The following is a 17,791-nucleotide window of genomic DNA, read 5'->3' on the forward strand; positions in this document are numbered from 1 at the left end:
GCCAAACAGATCCGACCCTTGGTCGATCAGGACCTGACCGTTGTCTTCTACGACCTGACCACCGTGCGTATCCACGGCGAAGGCGAGGTCGACGACGATATCCGCGCCTATGGCATGAACAAGGAGACCGGTGGCATCGCACGCCAGTTCGTCCTCGGCGTCGTGCAGACCGCCGAGGGGCTGCCGCTCATGCATACCGTGCATCCGGGCAACGTGGCCGAGACCAGGACTCTGCAGGCCATGCTGGCCACTGTCCTGCAGCGCTTCCCGATCGAGCGCGTGATCCTGGTGGCCGACCGCGGGCTGCTGAGCCTCGAGAATATTGGAGCTCTGACATCCCTCGCCGAGCAGGGCGGGCGAACCCTGGAGTTCATCCTCGCGGTCCCGGCACGCCGCTACAGTGACTTGGTCGAGACATTCCGGAACATGGTCTTCGATGGGGGCGGGCTGGCCGAGGATCGTTTTGCCGGTCATCGCCTGATTGTCGCCCATGACCCGCTTCGTGCCACAGAACAGGGCGATCGGCGTCGCGCCCGCATCGCCGAGCTCGACGCCATGGCCGAAAAGATGGTCGGCAAGCTCGACGCTCAAGATGCCGGAAAGACCGCCAGGGGGCGCCGCGCCTCCGACCGCGGGGCGTATAGCCGCTTCACCCGCGCCGTCGCGGAAGCCGAACTCACGCGCTTCCTCAAGGCCGATCTCAACGCAGACCGCTTCAGCTGGAGTGTCAATGAAGACGCCATCGCCGAGGCTGAACTCTTTGACGGCAAGCTCGCGCTTGTCACCAACGCACCGGATCTGAGCCCTGCCGAGGCCGTCGCGCGCTACAAGGGCCTTGCAGACATCGAGCGCGGCTTCCGCGTGTTGAAATCCGACATCGAGATCGCGCCGGTCCACCACCGCTTGCCTGATCGCATCCGCGCCCACGCCATGATCTGCTTCCTGGCTCTCGTCCTCTACCGCGTCATGCGCATGCGCCTGAAAGCAAAAGGCCACAGCGCAAGCCCGCGCACCGCCCTCGATCTGCTCGAGCGCATTCAACGCCACACAACCAGCATTGGCGAGCGAACTTTGGATGGGCTCTCGACAATCACACCGGAACAATTGGAACTCTTCGACACCCTGAACCTGCCAAAACCCGCCTGAAGCCCGTTTGGTAGTCACACAATGGCGAACCCCGCCATAACAATATCAATCATTTAGCCGATTTGCTGTCGAACTTGGGCTCGCCACGTTGTTGCGCCCATGATGCTGCGGGTTCGACGCCAGTCGCATCTCGACCCGGTCAAGACTGTGCTCAAAACAGGGAATGGTTTCGCAAAAACCAAATTGCACCAATGTCTTGCAAATAATTCACCAAATCGGCGCAGTCATCAGATCCAGAGAATACCGGCCCCGATAGAATGCTTTGGGCCGACCGCGCACATAGGTCAGTGAACAGCCCGCACCGCATAACCCTCGAAAACAACGGAGTATCCCCGGCGCCTACGGATCGGGAGAACAGTTTCTCTAGGGCAAGTGGCACTGTGGGAGCGGAATTCGAACATACGGTTTGGTTCAGCCATCAGGAAAGCCACGAACAATAGCAGAAGGGGCGGCTTGGCCGCCTCTTGTTTGCTTTGGGCGTATTTGGAATGCACTTTGCCCGTTCGGGCAAGACTATGCGCGTCATTTGGAGCAGCTACGCCCGCCACGCCACTACTCGCCGAGATCTACTAAATATAGTGCATCGCCCCCAATTCAACACGGAATATTGATTCCACGCCATGTTCGCGCGATCTTTGTGCCGAATCCGAGACAACTTTATCCCGATTTACATCCTTAATGGGTCCACGCGCCGCGACGGTCGGGCGCAAAGTTCTCTCCGTATCCGCGGGGGCGCACATTCGCCTTGCGCGCTTTCGGCTCTATCACCGTGGCGTCAATGCCGCGATCTTCCGCATAACGGATTGCAGCTTCTTTGGTTTCAAAAGATATCCGAACCTGGCTGTTCATGTCCGACGAGCCAGTCCAGCCCATCAATGGGTCCACGTCGCGAGGGCTTTCCGGCGCGTACTCCAATACCCAGCTTTTGGTCTTGGCGGTACCCGACGACATTGCCGTCTTGGCGGGGCGATAAATTCTGGCCTGCATCCGGAAACTCCTTTTGACGTGTCGCTACCATAATAAACCGCATCTGGGGAAGCGACAAAACTGTCGCTGGAACGCTGTTCCGCCTATAAAAACCATGCCGGTTTGGCAGGGAGTTTTATGCGCCGCGCACTTGCGCTACTGTCCCGTATTTTACGCAGATAGCCTTAACATTGGATATGCATGCCTGCTAGCTGTCCCTCAAGTGAAGCGGTAGCCGTTACCGCCGCAGTGGGAGAAAACGATGAGCGTACCAAAAATTCACCCGAGCATTGGGGTCGCCTTGATAGGTGCCGGCATGATTGCCCCCACTCATGTGGCCGCGCTGTCAGCCGCGCGAGACCGCGTGCGGCTTAGGGCAGTCGTCGCGCGTCGTCCGGAACGCGCCGAATACCTTGCGGAAAAGTGGCAGGGCGACGCGCCGGTTTTCACCTCGGACCTGTCCGTCGTGACCAACGACCCCGAAATCAAAATGGCAATTGTGGCAACGCCGCCAAGCGTACGTATTGACCTGATTGACACCCTTGCCAAGGCAGGCAAGCACATCTTGCTTGAAAAGCCAGTGGCGCGCACGGCTGACGAAGCGATGGAAGTCGTCGAAATCTGCGAGCGTGCAGGTGTTACCCTTGGCATTCTGTTCCAACATCGGGTGCAGGAATCGTCCAAAGCAGCTGCGAGGTATATCGCACAGGGCCAGCTTGGGCTGCTCGGTCATGTTGAGATCGCGGCACCGCTCTGGCGAGAGCAGTCTTATTACGACGAACTTGGGCGCGGGACGTACGAGCGCGACGGCGGCGGCGTTCTGATCACGCAAGCGATTCACACGATTGACCTTGCACTTAGCCTGACAGGGCCGGTCACAACGGTGCAAGCGATGACGGCAACAACCCCCTTGCACAAGATGGAGGCAGAAGACTTCGCAGTCGCCGGGCTGAAGTTCGCTTCGGGCGCAGTCGGATCCCTTGTCGCAAGCACGGCAACCTTTCCCGCCGGGCATGAAATGGTGACGCTGCATTTTGAGAACGCGTCCCTGCGGCTGGGGCGCGCCCGGTTGGACGTGTTTTGGCGCGATGGCCGGAAAGAGACCCAAGACTTCGGCGTTGCGGATGAGGAAGACGGCGGCCCAATTGTCGCAAAGCATCATTTACATCAAGGCGTTATCGAGGATTTTGTTGATGCGATCCACACCGGTCGCCCACCGATGGTTACCGGGCGCGAAGGACTTGCTGCGCATCGTCTGATAGATGCCATTGAAGCATCATCGCGGACCGGACGAGTGGTCAACGTCACTGGTTAAATCCTATTTCGGGGCGAACAATCAGCGTTGCGCGCAATTGCAACGCTTGCCCCTTGAAAGCTGCACGGGCAAAAGCACATTCAAGAGCCGCGAAAGGAACCCCATGGCCCTGACCGATCTTGACCACGCACACCAAACCCCGCCCGAGCGCGAAAAGCTTGAGGGCGGCAAGCAGTTTGTGATGCATACCGAGTATACGGCAGCGGGCGACCAGCCCACTGCCATTGCAGAGCTGTCTGACGGGGTAAGAAGCGGCGAGCAAAATCAGGTGTTGTTGGGCGCCACAGGGACCGGCAAGACCTTCACCATGGCCAAGGTGATTGAAGAAACGCAGCGCCCCGCGATAATCCTTGCGCCAAACAAAACACTGGCGGCCCAGCTTTACGGCGAATTCAAAAGTTTCTTCCCGGACAACGCGGTAGAGTATTTCGTCAGCTACTACGACTACTACCAACCCGAAGCCTATGTGGCGCGGTCCGACACCTATATCGAGAAAGAATCGCAGATCAACGAACAGATCGACCGGATGCGCCACTCGGCCACCCGTGCGCTTCTGGAACGTGATGATGTGATCATCATTGCGTCGGTGTCTTGCATTTATGGCATCGGGTCCGTCGAAACCTATTCGGCCATGACGCAGGATATCGTGGTCGGAAAGGAATACGACCAGCGGCAGATGATGGCCGACCTTGTGGCCCAACAATACCGCCGCAATGACGCTGCGTTTCAGCGGGGCAGTTTCCGGGTGCGCGGCGACGTACTTGAGGTGTTCCCGGCGCACCTTGAAGACCGGGCATGGCGGTTTTCCTTCTTCGGAGAAGAGTTGGAGAGCATCACCGAATTCGACCCACTGACGGGCGAGAAGACCGGTACTTTTGACAAGATCCGCATTTATGCCAACAGCCACTATGTGACGCCGCGCCCGACGATGAATCAGGCAGTTGTGCAGATCAAACGCGAATTGCGTCAGCGGCTGGACCAGTTGGTTGCCGATGGTCGCCTGCTCGAAGCACAGCGGCTGGAACAGCGCACCAATTTCGACATTGAGATGCTTGAAGCCACGGGTGTGTGCAACGGGATCGAGAACTATTCGCGTTATCTGACAGGCCGCGCGCCGGGTGAACCGCCCCCCACCCTGTTCGAATTCATCCCCGACAATGCCATTGTTTTTGCGGACGAATCCCACGTGTCGGTCCCGCAGATCGGCGCGATGTACAAGGGCGACTATCGGCGCAAGTTCACGCTGGCCGAACACGGGTTCCGGCTGCCGTCCTGCATGGATAACCGCCCGCTGAAATTTGAAGAGTGGGATGCGATGCGCCCACAATCGGTGTTTGTATCAGCAACGCCGTCAGCTTGGGAGATAGACCAATCCGGCGGTGTCTTCACCGAACAAGTGATCCGCCCAACTGGCCTGATCGACCCACAGGTCGAAATTCGCCCAGTGACCATGCAGGTCGATGATTTGCTGGATGAAATTCGCAAGACCGCGCAAAATGGATTTCGCGTGTTGGCGACTGTTCTGACCAAGCGCATGGCCGAGGACCTGACGGAATACCTGCACGAACAGGGCATTCGCGTGCGGTACATGCATTCAGATATCGACACGATTGAACGGATCGAGATTTTGCGCGATCTGCGGCTTGGAGCGTTTGACGTGCTGGTTGGGATCAACCTTTTGCGTGAGGGACTCGATATTCCGGAATGTGGCCTGGTTGCCATTCTGGATGCCGACAAGGAAGGGTTCCTGCGGTCTGAAACCTCGCTGATCCAGACGATCGGGCGCGCGGCGCGCAATGTCGAAGGCAAGGTCATCATGTACGCGGACCGGATCACCGGCTCGATGGAACGCGCCATTGGCGAGACAGACCGCCGCCGCGCCAAGCAGGTGGCCTATAACGAAAAACACGGGATCACCCCGGCGACCATTCGAAAGAATATCGGCGATGTAATGGCGGGCGTTTACAAAGGCGACACGGATATGTCGCGCGTCACCGCCAAGGTGGACAAGCCCTTGGTGGGCGCGAACCTTCAGGCGCATCTCGATGGTCTGCGAACCGACATGCGCAAAGCAGCCGAGAACCTTGAGTTCGAAGAGGCCGCCCGCCTGCGGGACGAGGTGAAACGCCTAGAGGCGGTTGACCTTGCCATCCATGACGACCCGCTCGCGCGCCAACAAGCGGTGGAAAAGGCGGCCGAAGACGCTGTCAACGCGTCGGGCAGGTCCACGGCCGGGCGTCCGGGTCAGCGCGGCGGGGTAAAGCGGCGCGGCAAGAAGTAGATCTTAGACAAAAAAACGCGCCGGGATTGGGCGCGTTTTCCGTCAATCTGTCTGAGTCCGATGCCGTCAGGCGAAGGTGACGCCGAATCCGCCAGATTCAGCTTTTTCCGCTTCGCGCGACGCACCATGGCCAGCGCACCGATGCCGACCAGCATTAGCGGTGCTTCTGCGGGCGGCGGAACCGGCGGGGTGGTGGGCGTGAACTTGCAAATCACGGTCAGGCGTGCAGCGGCGCTCGCCTGGCACTGGGTGATCACGTCACCCTGACCCGTCGCGTTGGACTTTGCTCTCGTAACTATAAGTAACAGCGACCCTTCTAACCGACGCCACGCCACCCTATTGCCATTCCACAAGCATTAAGAAGGGGTTAACTTTTGATTTGATAAATTTTGACCCGCCATATCGTAGCATCGTTTTAGTGCGATCCAAATTGGCGGGGGCTGTGCGCTATCGTTTGGGTTGAAGCGGCACGGCAAGGGCATAGGCTGAACATGCCTCAGGGTGCCCGCCCTGCCCCGCCCGTTAACCATCTGCGTGAAGAACCAAGAAATATGCAAAAGCCCTAAAGAATTTTTGGCCCGACGTGTTGGAGAAAAACGTGCTGGGACGAGATCGCGCCCTTGCCACAAAAGATATGCTAAATGAAAGTGTTGGACGCATCTCGCCCCCTGTCAGCCAAGTGAACCGGAACCAAAACGGCTCAGCGGGGTTGGGTTACCAGTTAGTAAAAGGAAGCACGCGTCATGGAATTCATCCTCGGCCTCATCATTTTCATCGCTGACATTTATGCCATCGTGAAAGTCATCAATTCGAACGCAGATACCGGCAAGAAAGTCCTTTGGGTTCTGCTCATCGCATTCCTGCCCGTCATCGGCTTTGTCGCTTGGTATCTTGCAGGTCCGAAATGATCGCACAACGGGGACTGTTGCTTGCACTTTGTGTCAGCTTGGCTGCATGCGGAACTGTCTATCGCGACACTGACACCCCAATGACGGCCCAAGCAATCGACCCCACGCGCTATGCCGGGCTGTGGTACGAAATTGCGCGGTTCCCCGTGTCGTTCCAACGTGGTTGCACGGCGACGACAGCCGAATACGGCGTAACCGGGCCCGACACCATAAGCGTGGTGAATACCTGCCGGGACGAGACGCCGGACGGCCCGGTAAAACAGGTCGTTGGCAGCGCCGACATCGAGGCGCCGGGCAAACTGCGTGTACGGTTTGACAGCGTGCCGTTCGTGCGCGCGCCTTACTGGGTGCTGTGGGTCGATGAAGCCTATGACACTGCGGTGGTGGGGGTTCCGTCTGGCAAGGCAGGCTGGGTGTTGGCCCGGACCCCGCAAATCCCCGACGATCGATGGCAAGCAGCGCTCTCTGTTCTGCGTGCCAATGGTTATGACACCAAACAGCTTTTGCAAACAGAGCAGCCAATACCATAACCCGGACATAAAAACGGGGCGGAAAACCCGCCCCGTTTTTCGTGTCATAGCCTGATAACCGATCAGGCGATAAGTTTGCCCATGGCAACTGCTGTGTCCGCCATGCGGCAAGAAAAGCCCCACTCGTTGTCATACCAGCTGAGGATGCGCACATTGCGACCGTTCAGCACTTTGGTCTGATCTGTCGCGAAAATCGACGAGTGGCTGTCGTGGTTGAAATCCATCGAGACCAGTTTGTCGTCTGTCGCGCCCAGAACACCCTTCAACGGGCCAGAGGCAGCAGCAGCGCGGATCGCATCGTTGATTTCCTCGGGCGTCGTGTCACGGCTGGCTTGGAACGTCAGATCCACAACCGAAACGTTCGGGGTTGGAACGCGAATAGCGACGCCATCCAACTTGCCATTGAGTTCCGGCAGCACCAGACCGACAGCCTTTGCAGCGCCGGTTGACGTTGGAATCATGCTCATCGCTGCAGCGCGGGCGCGATAAAGATCCTTGTGCATGGTATCCAGCGTCGGCTGATCGCCGGTATAGCTGTGGATCGTGGTCATGAAGCCCCACTCGATCCCCACCAGATCGTTCAACACTTTGACCACAGGCGACAGGCAGTTCGTGGTGCACGATGCGTTGGAAACGACTGTGTCTTCGGCGGTCAGCGTGTCATGGTTCACGCCATAAACGATTGTCTTGTCAGCGCCAGACGCCGGGGCAGACACCAGAACGCGGGATGACCCGTTTTCCAAGTGCAGCGCGGCAGTGTCGCGCGCTGTGAAAATGCCCGTGCATTCCAGCGCCACGTCCACACCCGCCCAAGGCAGTTCGCGCGGGTCGCGAATCGCGGTGACCTTGATCGGGCCGCGGCCAACGTCGATCCAATCCTCGCCGGTTGTAACTTCGCCGGGGAAGCGGCCGTGAACGCTGTCAAAGCGCAGCAGGTGCGCGTTGGTCTCTACCGGACCCAGATCGTTGATCGCCACGACCTCGACGTCGGTCCGACCACTTTCGGCAATCGCACGCAGTACATTTCGTCCAATTCGGCCAAAGCCGTTGATCGCAAGTTTGATCGTCATGAAATCCTCCGAGCCTGTTTGGCAGTGTTATCGCTAACTCTCTCAAAAGGGCTTTCAGGTCAAGTCTTGCAATTCAGCGCGCTGCCGATAGGCGCTTTAACGTCACTCTGCTGACGCGGATTGCTTCAGTTGACGGCTTGAACGATCCTTGTTTCGGTTTGATGCGTGAAACACGGCGATGCCATGATAAAAAGCCGATAGACCATGTGACATTCGCATTTGAACATCCGCACGCCCGTGAACACAAAAAGGCCCCGCACTTAGGCGGAGCCTTGTAAGCTAGAGGTCTTTTTAGTGTCTTAGTGCATCAGGCGGCCCATCGCGCCTGCGACATCGGCCATGCGGCAGGAAAAGCCCCATTCGTTGTCATACCATGCAAGAACACGCACCATACGGCCACCGACGACCTTGGTCTGGTCAGGTGCGAAAATTGACGAATGCGTGGTGTGGTTGAAATCGATGGAGACCTTGGGTTCCGGATCATAGGACAACACCGCGCCCATATGCCCTTGTGCAGCCTCGCGAACGACTTCGTTTACATCTTCGACTGTGACGTCCTTGCAGGCGCGGAACGTGAGGTCGACAGCGGACACGTTCGGGGTTGGCACACGAAGCGACGTGCCGTCCAATTTTCCTTCCAGCTCAGGAAGCACTTCCTTGAGCGCCTTTGCGGCCCCGGTCGAGGTCGGGATCATCGCCATCGCCGCCGCGCGAGCACGATACAAATCCTTGTGGCGTCGGTCCAATGTTGGCTGATCGCCCGTGTAGCTGTGGATCGTGGTCATGATCCCGCTTTCGATTCCGATCGCGTCATTGAGAACCTTGGCAAGCGGTGCAAGGCAATTGGTGGTGCAAGACCCGTTTGACACCACGTGGTGATCGGCCAGCAGCTCGCGGTGGTTTACGCCATAAACAATCGTTTTATCCGCGTTCTTTGCCGGGGCTGAAACGAGGACCCGCTTTGCACCGCGACCAAGGTGAACTGCGGCCGCATCACGGTCGTTGAATTTACCGGTGCATTCCATCACCACATCAACCCCGGACCAGTCCAATTCCTGCGGATCATAGGTCGAGAACACTTCCATCGGCCCACGGCCAAGATCAAGTGTGTTGCCATCGACCCGAACCTGACCGCCGAAACGGCCATGGATGCTGTCATATTTCAGCAGGTGCGCGTTTGTTTCAATCGGGCCGGTCGCGTTGATCTTTACGACCTGAACGTCATTGCGGGCGCTTTCGGCAATGTGAGCAAGCGTGCAGCGGCCGATACGGCCGAAACCGTTGATGCCAATCGTGATCGTCATGAAACTCTCCTCAAGCAAGTTCGGCGGGCTGTGTTGCATGCTGCATACACTTGCATACACTGCGCGAGAAGAGTTTTTTATAATTAACAGAACATGATAGCGCAAAACGTGACACGTTAGCGCCAACGTGCGCGCTATCGTTTTCGCTGGTCTTGCGTGAGGTGGCAACGATCATGCTGCATCGCAGAAATCGCCCGCCCGAATGTGATCGGGCGAGCCTTGCGATTCTGTTATTGGGTTGGCGCAGGAGTGCCCTTCACCCACTCGCGCAGCCCCTGCATGATCATGTACAACAGCGGTATAAGGATGAGCCCGATAACCGTGGCAGCCAGCATGCCGCCAAAGACCGCGACGCCCAGCGCCTTTTGGCTAGCCGCCCCGGCACCAGAGGCGATCAACAGCGGAACAACTCCCAGCAGGAATGACAAAGCAGTCATCAAAACGGCGCGAAACCGTTGACCGGCCCCCTGAAGCCCGGCCTCGATCCTGCTCAGACCTGCGGCGCGTTGTTCCATCGCAAATTCCACGATCAAGATCGCATTCTTTGCACCAAGGCCGATCAGCATGATCATCCCGATTTGCGTGTAAAGGTTGATATCGCTCCCTGTGATCCAAACCGCCAAGACAGCCCCTAACAGCGCGACCGTAACAGACATGAAAATTGCGATCGGCATTGTCCAGCTCTCGTATTGCGCCACGAGGAAAAGGTATCCAAACAGCAGGGCAAGACCGAGAATGATCTGCACAGTTCCCCCCGCTTCAAGCTGCTGCTGGGCCGTTCCGGTCCATTCATAGCCGTACCCTGGGGGAAGAGCGGTGGCGGCCTGTTCTTCAAGCACTCGGATCGCATCGCCGGTGGAATACCCCTCGGCAGGGACAGCGGTGACCGTTGCCGAGCGGAACATATTGTATCGATTCAGCAGCACGGGGCCGAGGACATTTTCAACGTTCATCAATGTGCTTAGCGGAACCATCTTCCCTTCATTGCTCCTGACATACAGCGCCCCGATGTCATCCACGGTGGTCCGGAACTCGCCGTCGGCCTGAAGCATGACCTGATAGACGCGACCGTACAGGTTGAAATCGTTCACGTAGTACGACCCCATATACGCCTGAAGCGTCCCGAACACATCGGCAACGGCAACATCGAGTGTGCGCGCTTTTTCGCGATCCAGATCGACAAAGTATTTCGGCACATTGGCCCGGAAGGTTGTGTAGGCTTGCGCAATTTCCGGCGCTTGGTTCGCCGCATAGACAAGGCTGCCAATGCTTGAAGACAAGTCCTGCGCATCTCCGCCGCCTGTTTGCTGAACCTTCATCTCGACCCCGGCGCTCATACCGAGACCGGAAATAGGCGGTGGGTTGAAAGCGATGACACTTGCGGCGGCCTCCTGCCCCGCGATCCCAAGGATCTGCGCGAGAATGCCATTGGCGGACTGCTCTGGTGCCGTTCGGTCATCCCATGGGTCCAGCGTTACGATGATCATGGCCCCGTTGGACCCAGACCCGCTGAGCATACTGAATCCGTTCACAAGGATGGTGTCAGAAACGCCTCCAAGTTCCAGAATCTTGGCTTCAACCCGCGAGGTAATTCCATCGGTGCGCGATAACGATGCCGCATCGGGCAGTTGCACATCGACAAACAGATACCCGTTGTCTTCCAGCGGCAAAAACCCTGCTGGCACGCGGTCCATCAGGACAACCATGGCAACAACGATGCCCGCCACAGCCACAAGGCTGAGCGAAGCGATCCGGGCGATACGGCGCACGATACCGACATATCCCGAGCGTACCGTGTCGATCCCGCGTTCGAACAGGGCAAGCGGGCCCGACAACTTTCCGCTGCGCGGACGCAGTAAAAGCGCGCACAAAGCCGGAGACAAGGTCAGCGCGTTGATTGAAGAGATGACCACAGCGGCCGAAATGGTGATCGCGAATTGCGAGAACAATTCCCCGGTGATGCCTGGCATAAAAAGCACGGGTACGAACACGGCCAGCAACACCAGCGTTGTGGCAATAACCGGACCCGTGATCTGGCCCATGGCCTTGCGCGTTGCCTCTGCGGGCGGCACGCCCTCTCGTGCCATGATACTTTCGACGTTTTCGACCACAATAATGGCGTCATCCACCACGATGCCGATGGCAAGAACCAGTGCGAAAAGCGAAATCGTATTGAGCGACATTCCGAGCCCCATAAGGACCGCGAATGTCCCAATGAGCGACACCGGAATCGCCACTGCGGGGATAATCGTGGCGCGCCAGTTCCCCAAGAAGATGAACACCACCGAAATGACCAGCAAAAAGGCGATGATCAGCGTTTCCACAACATCATTCAAAGACTGCTCGACAAAGCTGGTGCTGTTGAACGGTACGGAATACCGAATATCGTCCGGAAAGGTCGCCGACAGGCGCTCCAACTCGGCCAGCACACCTTCGGAGACGGCAAGCGCGTTCGCGCCGGGCGCCTGATAGACGGCCAGGACCGTTGCAGGGTTTCCACTGAACCGGCCCGATGCAGAATACGCACTAGAGCCAAGTTCCACTCGCGCCACGTCGCGCAACCGAACAAGCGCGCTGGCCTCGCCGCTGCGCACGATGATATCACCAAATTCGGCCGCACTGGTCAAACGGCCCTTGGCGGTGATCGTATATTGAAACTGCTGATCGCCCGGCACCGGGGGGGACCCGATTTGTCCAGCGGACACTTCAAGGTTCTGATCCCGGATCGCACTGATCAAATCGTTCGGCGTCAGGCCAAGGCTGGCCATCCGCTCTGGGTCCATCCAAATTCGCATGGCATAGGCGAAGTCTGTCATCACGTCCGCACGCCCCACTCCGGGGACCCGAGACAAGGCATCGCGAAGGTTGATCGAGGCATAGTTCGACAGGAACACCTCGTCATAGGTCCCATTCGGGCTATCGAGGACCGCGACCATCAACATGTTGGTTGCCGCCTTTTGCGTGACAACGCCGTTATCAGTCACTTCAGTGGGCAGACTGGCCAAGGCTTGGGCGACACGGTTTTGCACGTTGACCGCCGCAATATCGGGGTCGGTGCCAACCTCAAATGTCACACTCAATGAATAGCCGCCGTTGTCATTGCTGTCCGACGACATGTAAATCATGTCGTCGACCCCGTTCACCTGAGCTTCGATGGGGGCTGCGACAGTGGATTCCACAGTTTCGGCATTGGCGCCTGTATAGTTGGCGGTAACAGATACGACCGGTGGTGTGATGTTGGGGAACTGCTCCACCGGGAGGGCCATGTATCCGATCGCCCCGAGGATGCTGAGCACCAAAGAGATGACCATTGCCATCTTTGGTTTGCTGATAAAGATTGATGAAAACATAGGTTCAGTTCCCGCTGCCTGCGAGAACGGCTTCGACGGGGACACCGGGACGCACACGTTGCAAGCCCTCTACGATGACTGTCTCGCCTTCTTGCAGGCCATCCTCGACCGCGATGGAAGTGCCAACTTGCTGCCCCGTGGTTATATAGCGCTGCTCAACCGTTTGCTCGGGACCAACCACAAGCACGAACCCCCCACGCTGGTCGCGTTGAACGGCGGCTTGTGGGATTGTCAGCATCTGAACCGGCTTTTTCGCGGCAAGCCGGGCTGTGACAAATGCACCGTCAACCAACAGACGGTCCGCATTTTCGAACTTTGCCCGAACGGCAAGCGTGCCGGTTGTCGGGTCAACGCGGTTGTCACCAAAGGCAAGCGTGCCAGTCTCGCCATAATCCGTGCCGTTGGGCAGTCGCACCGTAACGCTGATCTGTCCGTTTGGTGCCCCGATACTTCCGCCCGCAGCCAGCGTGGCTTGCATGACGTCGTACAAGGCGCTCTCTCCAAGAGAGAATGTGACGTAGATCGGAGCTTCGCTGACCAGAGTGGCGAGTGCCCCGCTTGACGGGGTGACCAGCTCACCCGCGCTGGCACCGATGCGCCCGATGCGCCCGTCAAACGGCGCGGTGATCCGCGTATAACTCAGGTCCAGCTCGGCCTGTGAAAGCGCAGCTTCTGCCGCCTTCACTTGGGCCACAGCGACCTTTTCATTGGCTTGTGCGCGGTCGAGCTCCGACTGCGCAACCGCTTCGCGGGCGACCAACGTTCTATTGCGATCCAATTCGATCTCGGCCAGCGTCAAATTGGCTTCTGCTTGCGAAAGGTCAGCGCGCCGTGAGGCGACGATAGCATCATATTGTTCCGGCTCAATTCGGAACAGAACGTCACCGGTTGAAACCTCTGTACCATCTTTGACCAAGACATTTTGAACAAAACCAGTCACACGCGCGACCAAGTCCACACTGTCTATCGCTTCGACCCGAGCGATAAAACTTGCATCTTGCACCACATCCTCTGTCACTGCCGCCGCAACCGAGACGCGTGGGGCGCTTGCTTCGCCGGTCTGGGCGTACCCGGTCAGGGGACAGAGCACGATCAAGAGGGTCGTAAACGCTGTGGACAGAGAGCGCGGCATAGAGGGTCCTTTCTTCAGCAGAAATCAGGCGGCGATACCCGCGCCAGATGTAACGTGCGGTCACTATGACCTGATATTGACTTTATATCATAGGTCCAACGCGACTTTTCATCTTGAGCGTCCCACTATACGCAGGCGCAAAGCCCACGACACACAGGATTTTGCCCAATATGACCCGTTTCACGCCAAAAGAGTCGCGCCAATGACCCCCGCAGCGCGCGTCGCCGCAGCGATTGAACTGTTGGATGACATCTTGGCCGGCGCGCCGACAGAGAAGGCGCTGACCGTGTGGGCGCGCGGGCACAGATTTGCCGGGTCCAAGGACAGGGCTGCAATCCGGGATCTCGTTTATGATGCGATGCGCCGCCGTCGGTCACTCGCCGCCATAGGCGGTGCCCAAACAGGGCGCGGCATCATGATCGGCCTCGCCCGGGCGGATGAAACTGATCTGGAGTCGGTCTTTTCTGGTGTTGGGTATGGACCCGCACCACTAAGCGACGAAGAGAAAGCCGCTGGTACAGCCCCTTCCGAGGGCGCAGAAGCATTGGATTGTCAGGATTGGCTGTGGCCTGAATTCAAGGCAAGCCTTGGGGAAGAGGCGGCAGCGGCGGCGATGGCAGCACTGCAAGCCCGCGCGCCAGTGCATTTACGCGTCAACACCCGCCGGACCACCCTTCCCGAGGTGCAAGCCCAGTTGGCGGCTGCCGGAAGTGAGACGCAACCACACCCATTGTCGCCAACAGCGCTTGAAGTTGTGTCGGGGGCACGGAGGTTGCGCAATGACCCTTCGGTTCTCTCGGGGGCCGTTGAATTTCAAGATGCGGCGTCGCAGGCCGTGTCTGATCTTGTTCCTCTGCCCGAGGGTGGCCGTTTCTTGGATTACTGCGCAGGGGGCGGTGGTAAAACTCTGGCAATTGGTGCGCGGGTGCGGGCCGAATTGGTGGCCCATGATGCGGCACCGCGCCGGATGGCGGATTTGCCCGCCCGCGCTGCGCGCGCCGGGCTGGCAGTGCGCTGCGTTGAGCCGGGCAACCTTGCCAGCGAGGGCGGTTTTGACACGGTGTTGGTCGATGCCCCTTGTTCGGGGAGCGGATCCTGGCGGCGGGACCCACAGGGCAAGTGGGCGCTCACCCCCGAGCGTTTGACCGAATTGACGGCCCTACAGGGGGAAATCCTTGACCTTGCTGCGCGTCATGTTTTGCCAAACGGTCGGCTAATCTACGTGACCTGTTCAATGTTGGCACAGGAAAATGGGGCGCAAGTGGCGGGTTTCCTGGCCCGGCACCCGGATTGGACCGGCACCGTAACACGTCAGTTCACACCAGCCGATGGCGGGGATGGGTTTTTCTTCGCCGAATTGATAGCTCCTTAGATTTTAGCTACCTCCGGTTGTGTTTTTTGTCGTTTCTGGATTAATCCATGGTTAACTGACGCTGACATATGTGTGTTTGGGTCAGGTCATGGGAGCATTCATGGAACAGGCTGCTGAATTGCGTCGCCATCCCCCGGTCGCACGGTTTTTTCCGGCGCTGAACGAGGGACATGTTGCCTTTCTGGGGGCCGCTTTGATCCTCGGCGGTCTCGTTTCAGGAAACAGCACGGTTCAATTTGGCTTGCTTGCAGCAGGTTGTGGCACCTTGGGTGCCGCACTGGTCTTTGGTGCGCGTCGCTTTTTGGATTGGCGTCGCAAGCTTACGCGTCTCGCTATGTTAGATGCGTTGATGGCCGCCGAGGAGGTCGCAATGGCGGTAACCGACTCAACCGGGCGGGTCCTGCGCAGTAATTGCGAGGGAGTCGAAAAACTTGGACTCGTACCAAGTGGGCATGTCTCGTCGTCTTTTTCAGGCCTGTTTGCCACCCCTCTCAAGACGATCCGAACTTTGATGGAAGACGCTGCCATACGCGGAAGCGCGCGGGCAGATCGCGTCAGCCATCGCGGCCATGTTCGCGTCTCTGTCGTGGCTGATCCTCACGATTTTTATCTCTGGCGCGCCGAAAATCTGATGCCATCTAGGGCTGATATTGGCGCAAGCGAGATTGATCTTCCAATGGTTGTCATCCGAAGCGACGGCGATGTTTTGGCGGCCAACCCTGCGATGACCCGCCTGATCGGGCGCACGGTGCCGCCAACCATGGATCAATTGCTGGGCAGCGGCGGATTTGAAACAGGCGATGTGTGCCGGATCGACACGTGCAACGGCCCTGTGAGCTTTCGATTGTACAGCACAGAGGCACGCGGGGACGTTCCATGCCAGGAAGTGTACTTCTTGCCGCCCGAGATCGGAGGCGGCCCGAGCGCGCGGTTGCTTTTTGACACGTTGCCGGTGCCCATGATCAAAGTCGCCGTCGACAGCCGCGTGGTGGCTTGCAACCAAGGCGCACGCGATCTGTTGGGGCGCGATCTGCCAGTGGGGACGCCCCTTGGCGAGGGTCTGTCCGGCCTAGGTCGCCCCATAACCGATTGGCTACAGGACGCGCATTCTGGCAACGCGCCGTCGCCATCCGAATTTCTTCAAGTGCGCGGAGACGGCTGTGATCGGTTCGTGCAGGTAACATTGAAGCCAGTCGAAGAACAGGGTGAGGCAATTCTTCTGGCTGTTCTCACGGATGCGACGGAACTAAAAACACTCGAAGCGCAGTTCGTTCAAAGTCAGAAGATGCAAGCCATCGGGCAGCTTGCAGGCGGTGTCGCCCATGATTTCAACAACCTGCTAACGGCCATTTCAGGGCATTGCGACTTGCTTTTGTTGCGGCATGACGAAGGGGATCCGGCTTACGGCGATCTTGTTCAAATCAATCAAAACGCCAATCGCGCGGCCAGTCTTGTCGGTCAACTGCTCGCATTTTCGCGCAAGCAAACGCTGTCCCCCGAAACTGTCGATCTTCCCGAAGTTTTGTCTGACCTCACGCACCTTCTCAGTCGTCTCGTGGGCGAAACCGTGAAACTCTCGCTTCGTCATGAAGATGTCGTCCCGCCTATCCGGGTCGACAAACGCCAGCTTGAGCAAGTGATCATGAACCTGGTCGTGAACGCCCGCGATGCCATGCCCGATGGCGGCGAGATTACAGTTGAGACCGCCAGCGTCTGGTTGGAAACAGAATTGCGCCGTGACCGCGCAATCATTCCCCCAGGAAATTACTCTGTTGTCCGGGTCCGGGATATGGGGTGTGGGATCAAAGACGAAAACCTTCAGAAGATATTTGAGCCATTCTACACCACGAAAAAGACAGGCGAGGGAACAGGTTTAGGGCTTTCGACTGCGTATGGGATCGTCAAGCAAACGGGTGGATTCATTTTCGCCGATAGTGCACCGGGCGGCGGCACAACGTTTACGCTGTATTTCCCTTCAAAAATTGCCGCCGTTGAGGAAGACAAGCCCCAACCAGAAGCAGAAGCGTCTGAACCCGTGTCTCATGCTGATGGTGTTGTCTTGTTGGTTGAAGATGAAACCTCTGTCCGTGCTTTTGCTTCAAGAGCTCTGCGCATGCGCGGCTACACAGTCATCGAAGCTGAAAATGCAGAGGAAGCCCTTGAACAACTCAAGGATCTGGCGCTTGAAGTGGATGTGTTTGTCACAGATGTCGTCATGCCCGGCATGGACGGGCCCAGTTGGGTACGGGAGGCTTTGAAAGAGCGCCCCGGAACACGCGTAGTATTTGTTTCCGGCTATGCTGAGGATGCGCTGAGCGATCATCAGGCTCAGATTCCAAACTCTATATTCCTCCCCAAGCCGTTTTCGTTGCAAGAATTGACCACCACCGTGCAGCGGCAGTTTCACTGAAATTAGC

Annotated in this window: 12 protein-coding genes; 7 read left to right on the forward strand and 5 right to left on the reverse strand. The window is 58.0% G+C overall.

Features of this window, described 5'->3' with window-relative positions; translation table 11 throughout:
- Positions 1-1,146, forward strand: a 1,146-nt coding sequence (locus E2L05_RS15940; RefSeq protein WP_133343866.1) for an IS1634 family transposase, incomplete at its 5' end; no start/stop codon positions are given.
- 675 nt (positions 1,147-1,821) lie between these two features.
- Here the strand turns inward: E2L05_RS15940 and E2L05_RS15945 are convergent.
- A complete protein-coding gene (locus E2L05_RS15945) occupies positions 1,822-2,133 on the reverse strand; it encodes an ETC complex I subunit (protein ID WP_133343867.1) in 312 nt (103 codons plus the stop codon).
- Positions 2,134-2,374: 241 nt separating this feature from the next.
- On the opposite strand from E2L05_RS15945, the gene E2L05_RS15950 reads away from it, so the two are divergent.
- The 4 genes from E2L05_RS15950 (at position 2,375) to E2L05_RS15970 (ending at position 7,146) form a co-directional block, all read left to right on the forward strand.
- A complete protein-coding gene (locus E2L05_RS15950; protein WP_133343868.1) occupies positions 2,375-3,427 on the forward strand; it encodes a Gfo/Idh/MocA family protein in 1,053 nt (350 codons plus the stop codon).
- Positions 3,428-3,530: 103 nt separating this feature from the next.
- Positions 3,531-5,708: an excinuclease ABC subunit UvrB gene (uvrB, locus tag E2L05_RS15955; protein ID WP_133343869.1), complete on the forward strand. Its 2,178-nt coding sequence runs from the start codon at positions 3,531-3,533 to the stop codon at positions 5,706-5,708.
- A gap of 743 nt (positions 5,709-6,451) precedes the next feature.
- Positions 6,452-6,616, forward strand: coding sequence for a PLD nuclease N-terminal domain-containing protein (locus E2L05_RS15965; RefSeq protein ID WP_133343871.1), 165 nt, complete (start codon positions 6,452-6,454; stop codon positions 6,614-6,616).
- Between the two features lie 80 nt (positions 6,617-6,696).
- Positions 6,697-7,146, forward strand: coding sequence for a lipocalin family protein (locus E2L05_RS15970; RefSeq protein ID WP_243722017.1), 450 nt, complete (start codon positions 6,697-6,699; stop codon positions 7,144-7,146).
- A 62-nt stretch (positions 7,147-7,208) separates the two neighbouring features.
- Here E2L05_RS15970 and gap (E2L05_RS15975) read toward each other — a convergent pair whose 3' ends face one another.
- The 4 genes from gap (E2L05_RS15975) to E2L05_RS15990 all read right to left on the reverse strand — a co-directional run bounded on the left by gap (E2L05_RS15975) (position 7,209) and on the right by E2L05_RS15990 (position 14,002).
- The gene (gene gap, locus E2L05_RS15975; protein ID WP_133343873.1) at positions 7,209-8,216 is read right to left on the reverse strand and encodes a type I glyceraldehyde-3-phosphate dehydrogenase; all 1,008 of its coding nucleotides are present in this window, start codon (positions 8,214-8,216) and stop codon (positions 7,209-7,211) included.
- Between the two features lie 299 nt (positions 8,217-8,515).
- Entirely contained in the window at positions 8,516-9,520 is a 1,005-nt protein-coding gene (gap, locus tag E2L05_RS15980; protein ID WP_133343874.1) for a type I glyceraldehyde-3-phosphate dehydrogenase, read from the reverse strand.
- A 230-nt stretch (positions 9,521-9,750) separates the two neighbouring features.
- Positions 9,751-12,870, reverse strand: a complete 3,120-nt coding sequence (locus tag E2L05_RS15985; protein WP_133343875.1) for an efflux RND transporter permease subunit — start codon at positions 12,868-12,870, stop codon at positions 9,751-9,753.
- Between the two features lie 4 nt (positions 12,871-12,874).
- Positions 12,875-14,002, reverse strand: a complete 1,128-nt coding sequence (locus tag E2L05_RS15990) for an efflux RND transporter periplasmic adaptor subunit (RefSeq protein ID WP_133343876.1) — start codon at positions 14,000-14,002, stop codon at positions 12,875-12,877.
- Between the two features lie 202 nt (positions 14,003-14,204).
- Here E2L05_RS15990 and E2L05_RS15995 point away from each other — a divergent pair, with 202 nt between their 5' ends.
- Together E2L05_RS15995 and E2L05_RS16000 are read left to right on the forward strand one after the other, a co-directional pair.
- The gene (locus tag E2L05_RS15995) at positions 14,205-15,374 is read left to right on the forward strand and encodes an RsmB/NOP family class I SAM-dependent RNA methyltransferase (protein ID WP_133343877.1); all 1,170 of its coding nucleotides are present in this window, start codon (positions 14,205-14,207) and stop codon (positions 15,372-15,374) included.
- Between the two features lie 100 nt (positions 15,375-15,474).
- A complete protein-coding gene (locus E2L05_RS16000) occupies positions 15,475-17,784 on the forward strand; it encodes an ATP-binding response regulator (protein ID WP_133343878.1) in 2,310 nt (769 codons plus the stop codon).
- The last annotated feature ends 7 nt before the right edge of the window (positions 17,785-17,791 follow it).

The sequence above is a fragment of the Meridianimarinicoccus aquatilis genome (assembly GCF_004358675.1).
GTDB lineage: Bacteria > Pseudomonadota > Alphaproteobacteria > Rhodobacterales > Rhodobacteraceae > Meridianimarinicoccus > Meridianimarinicoccus aquatilis.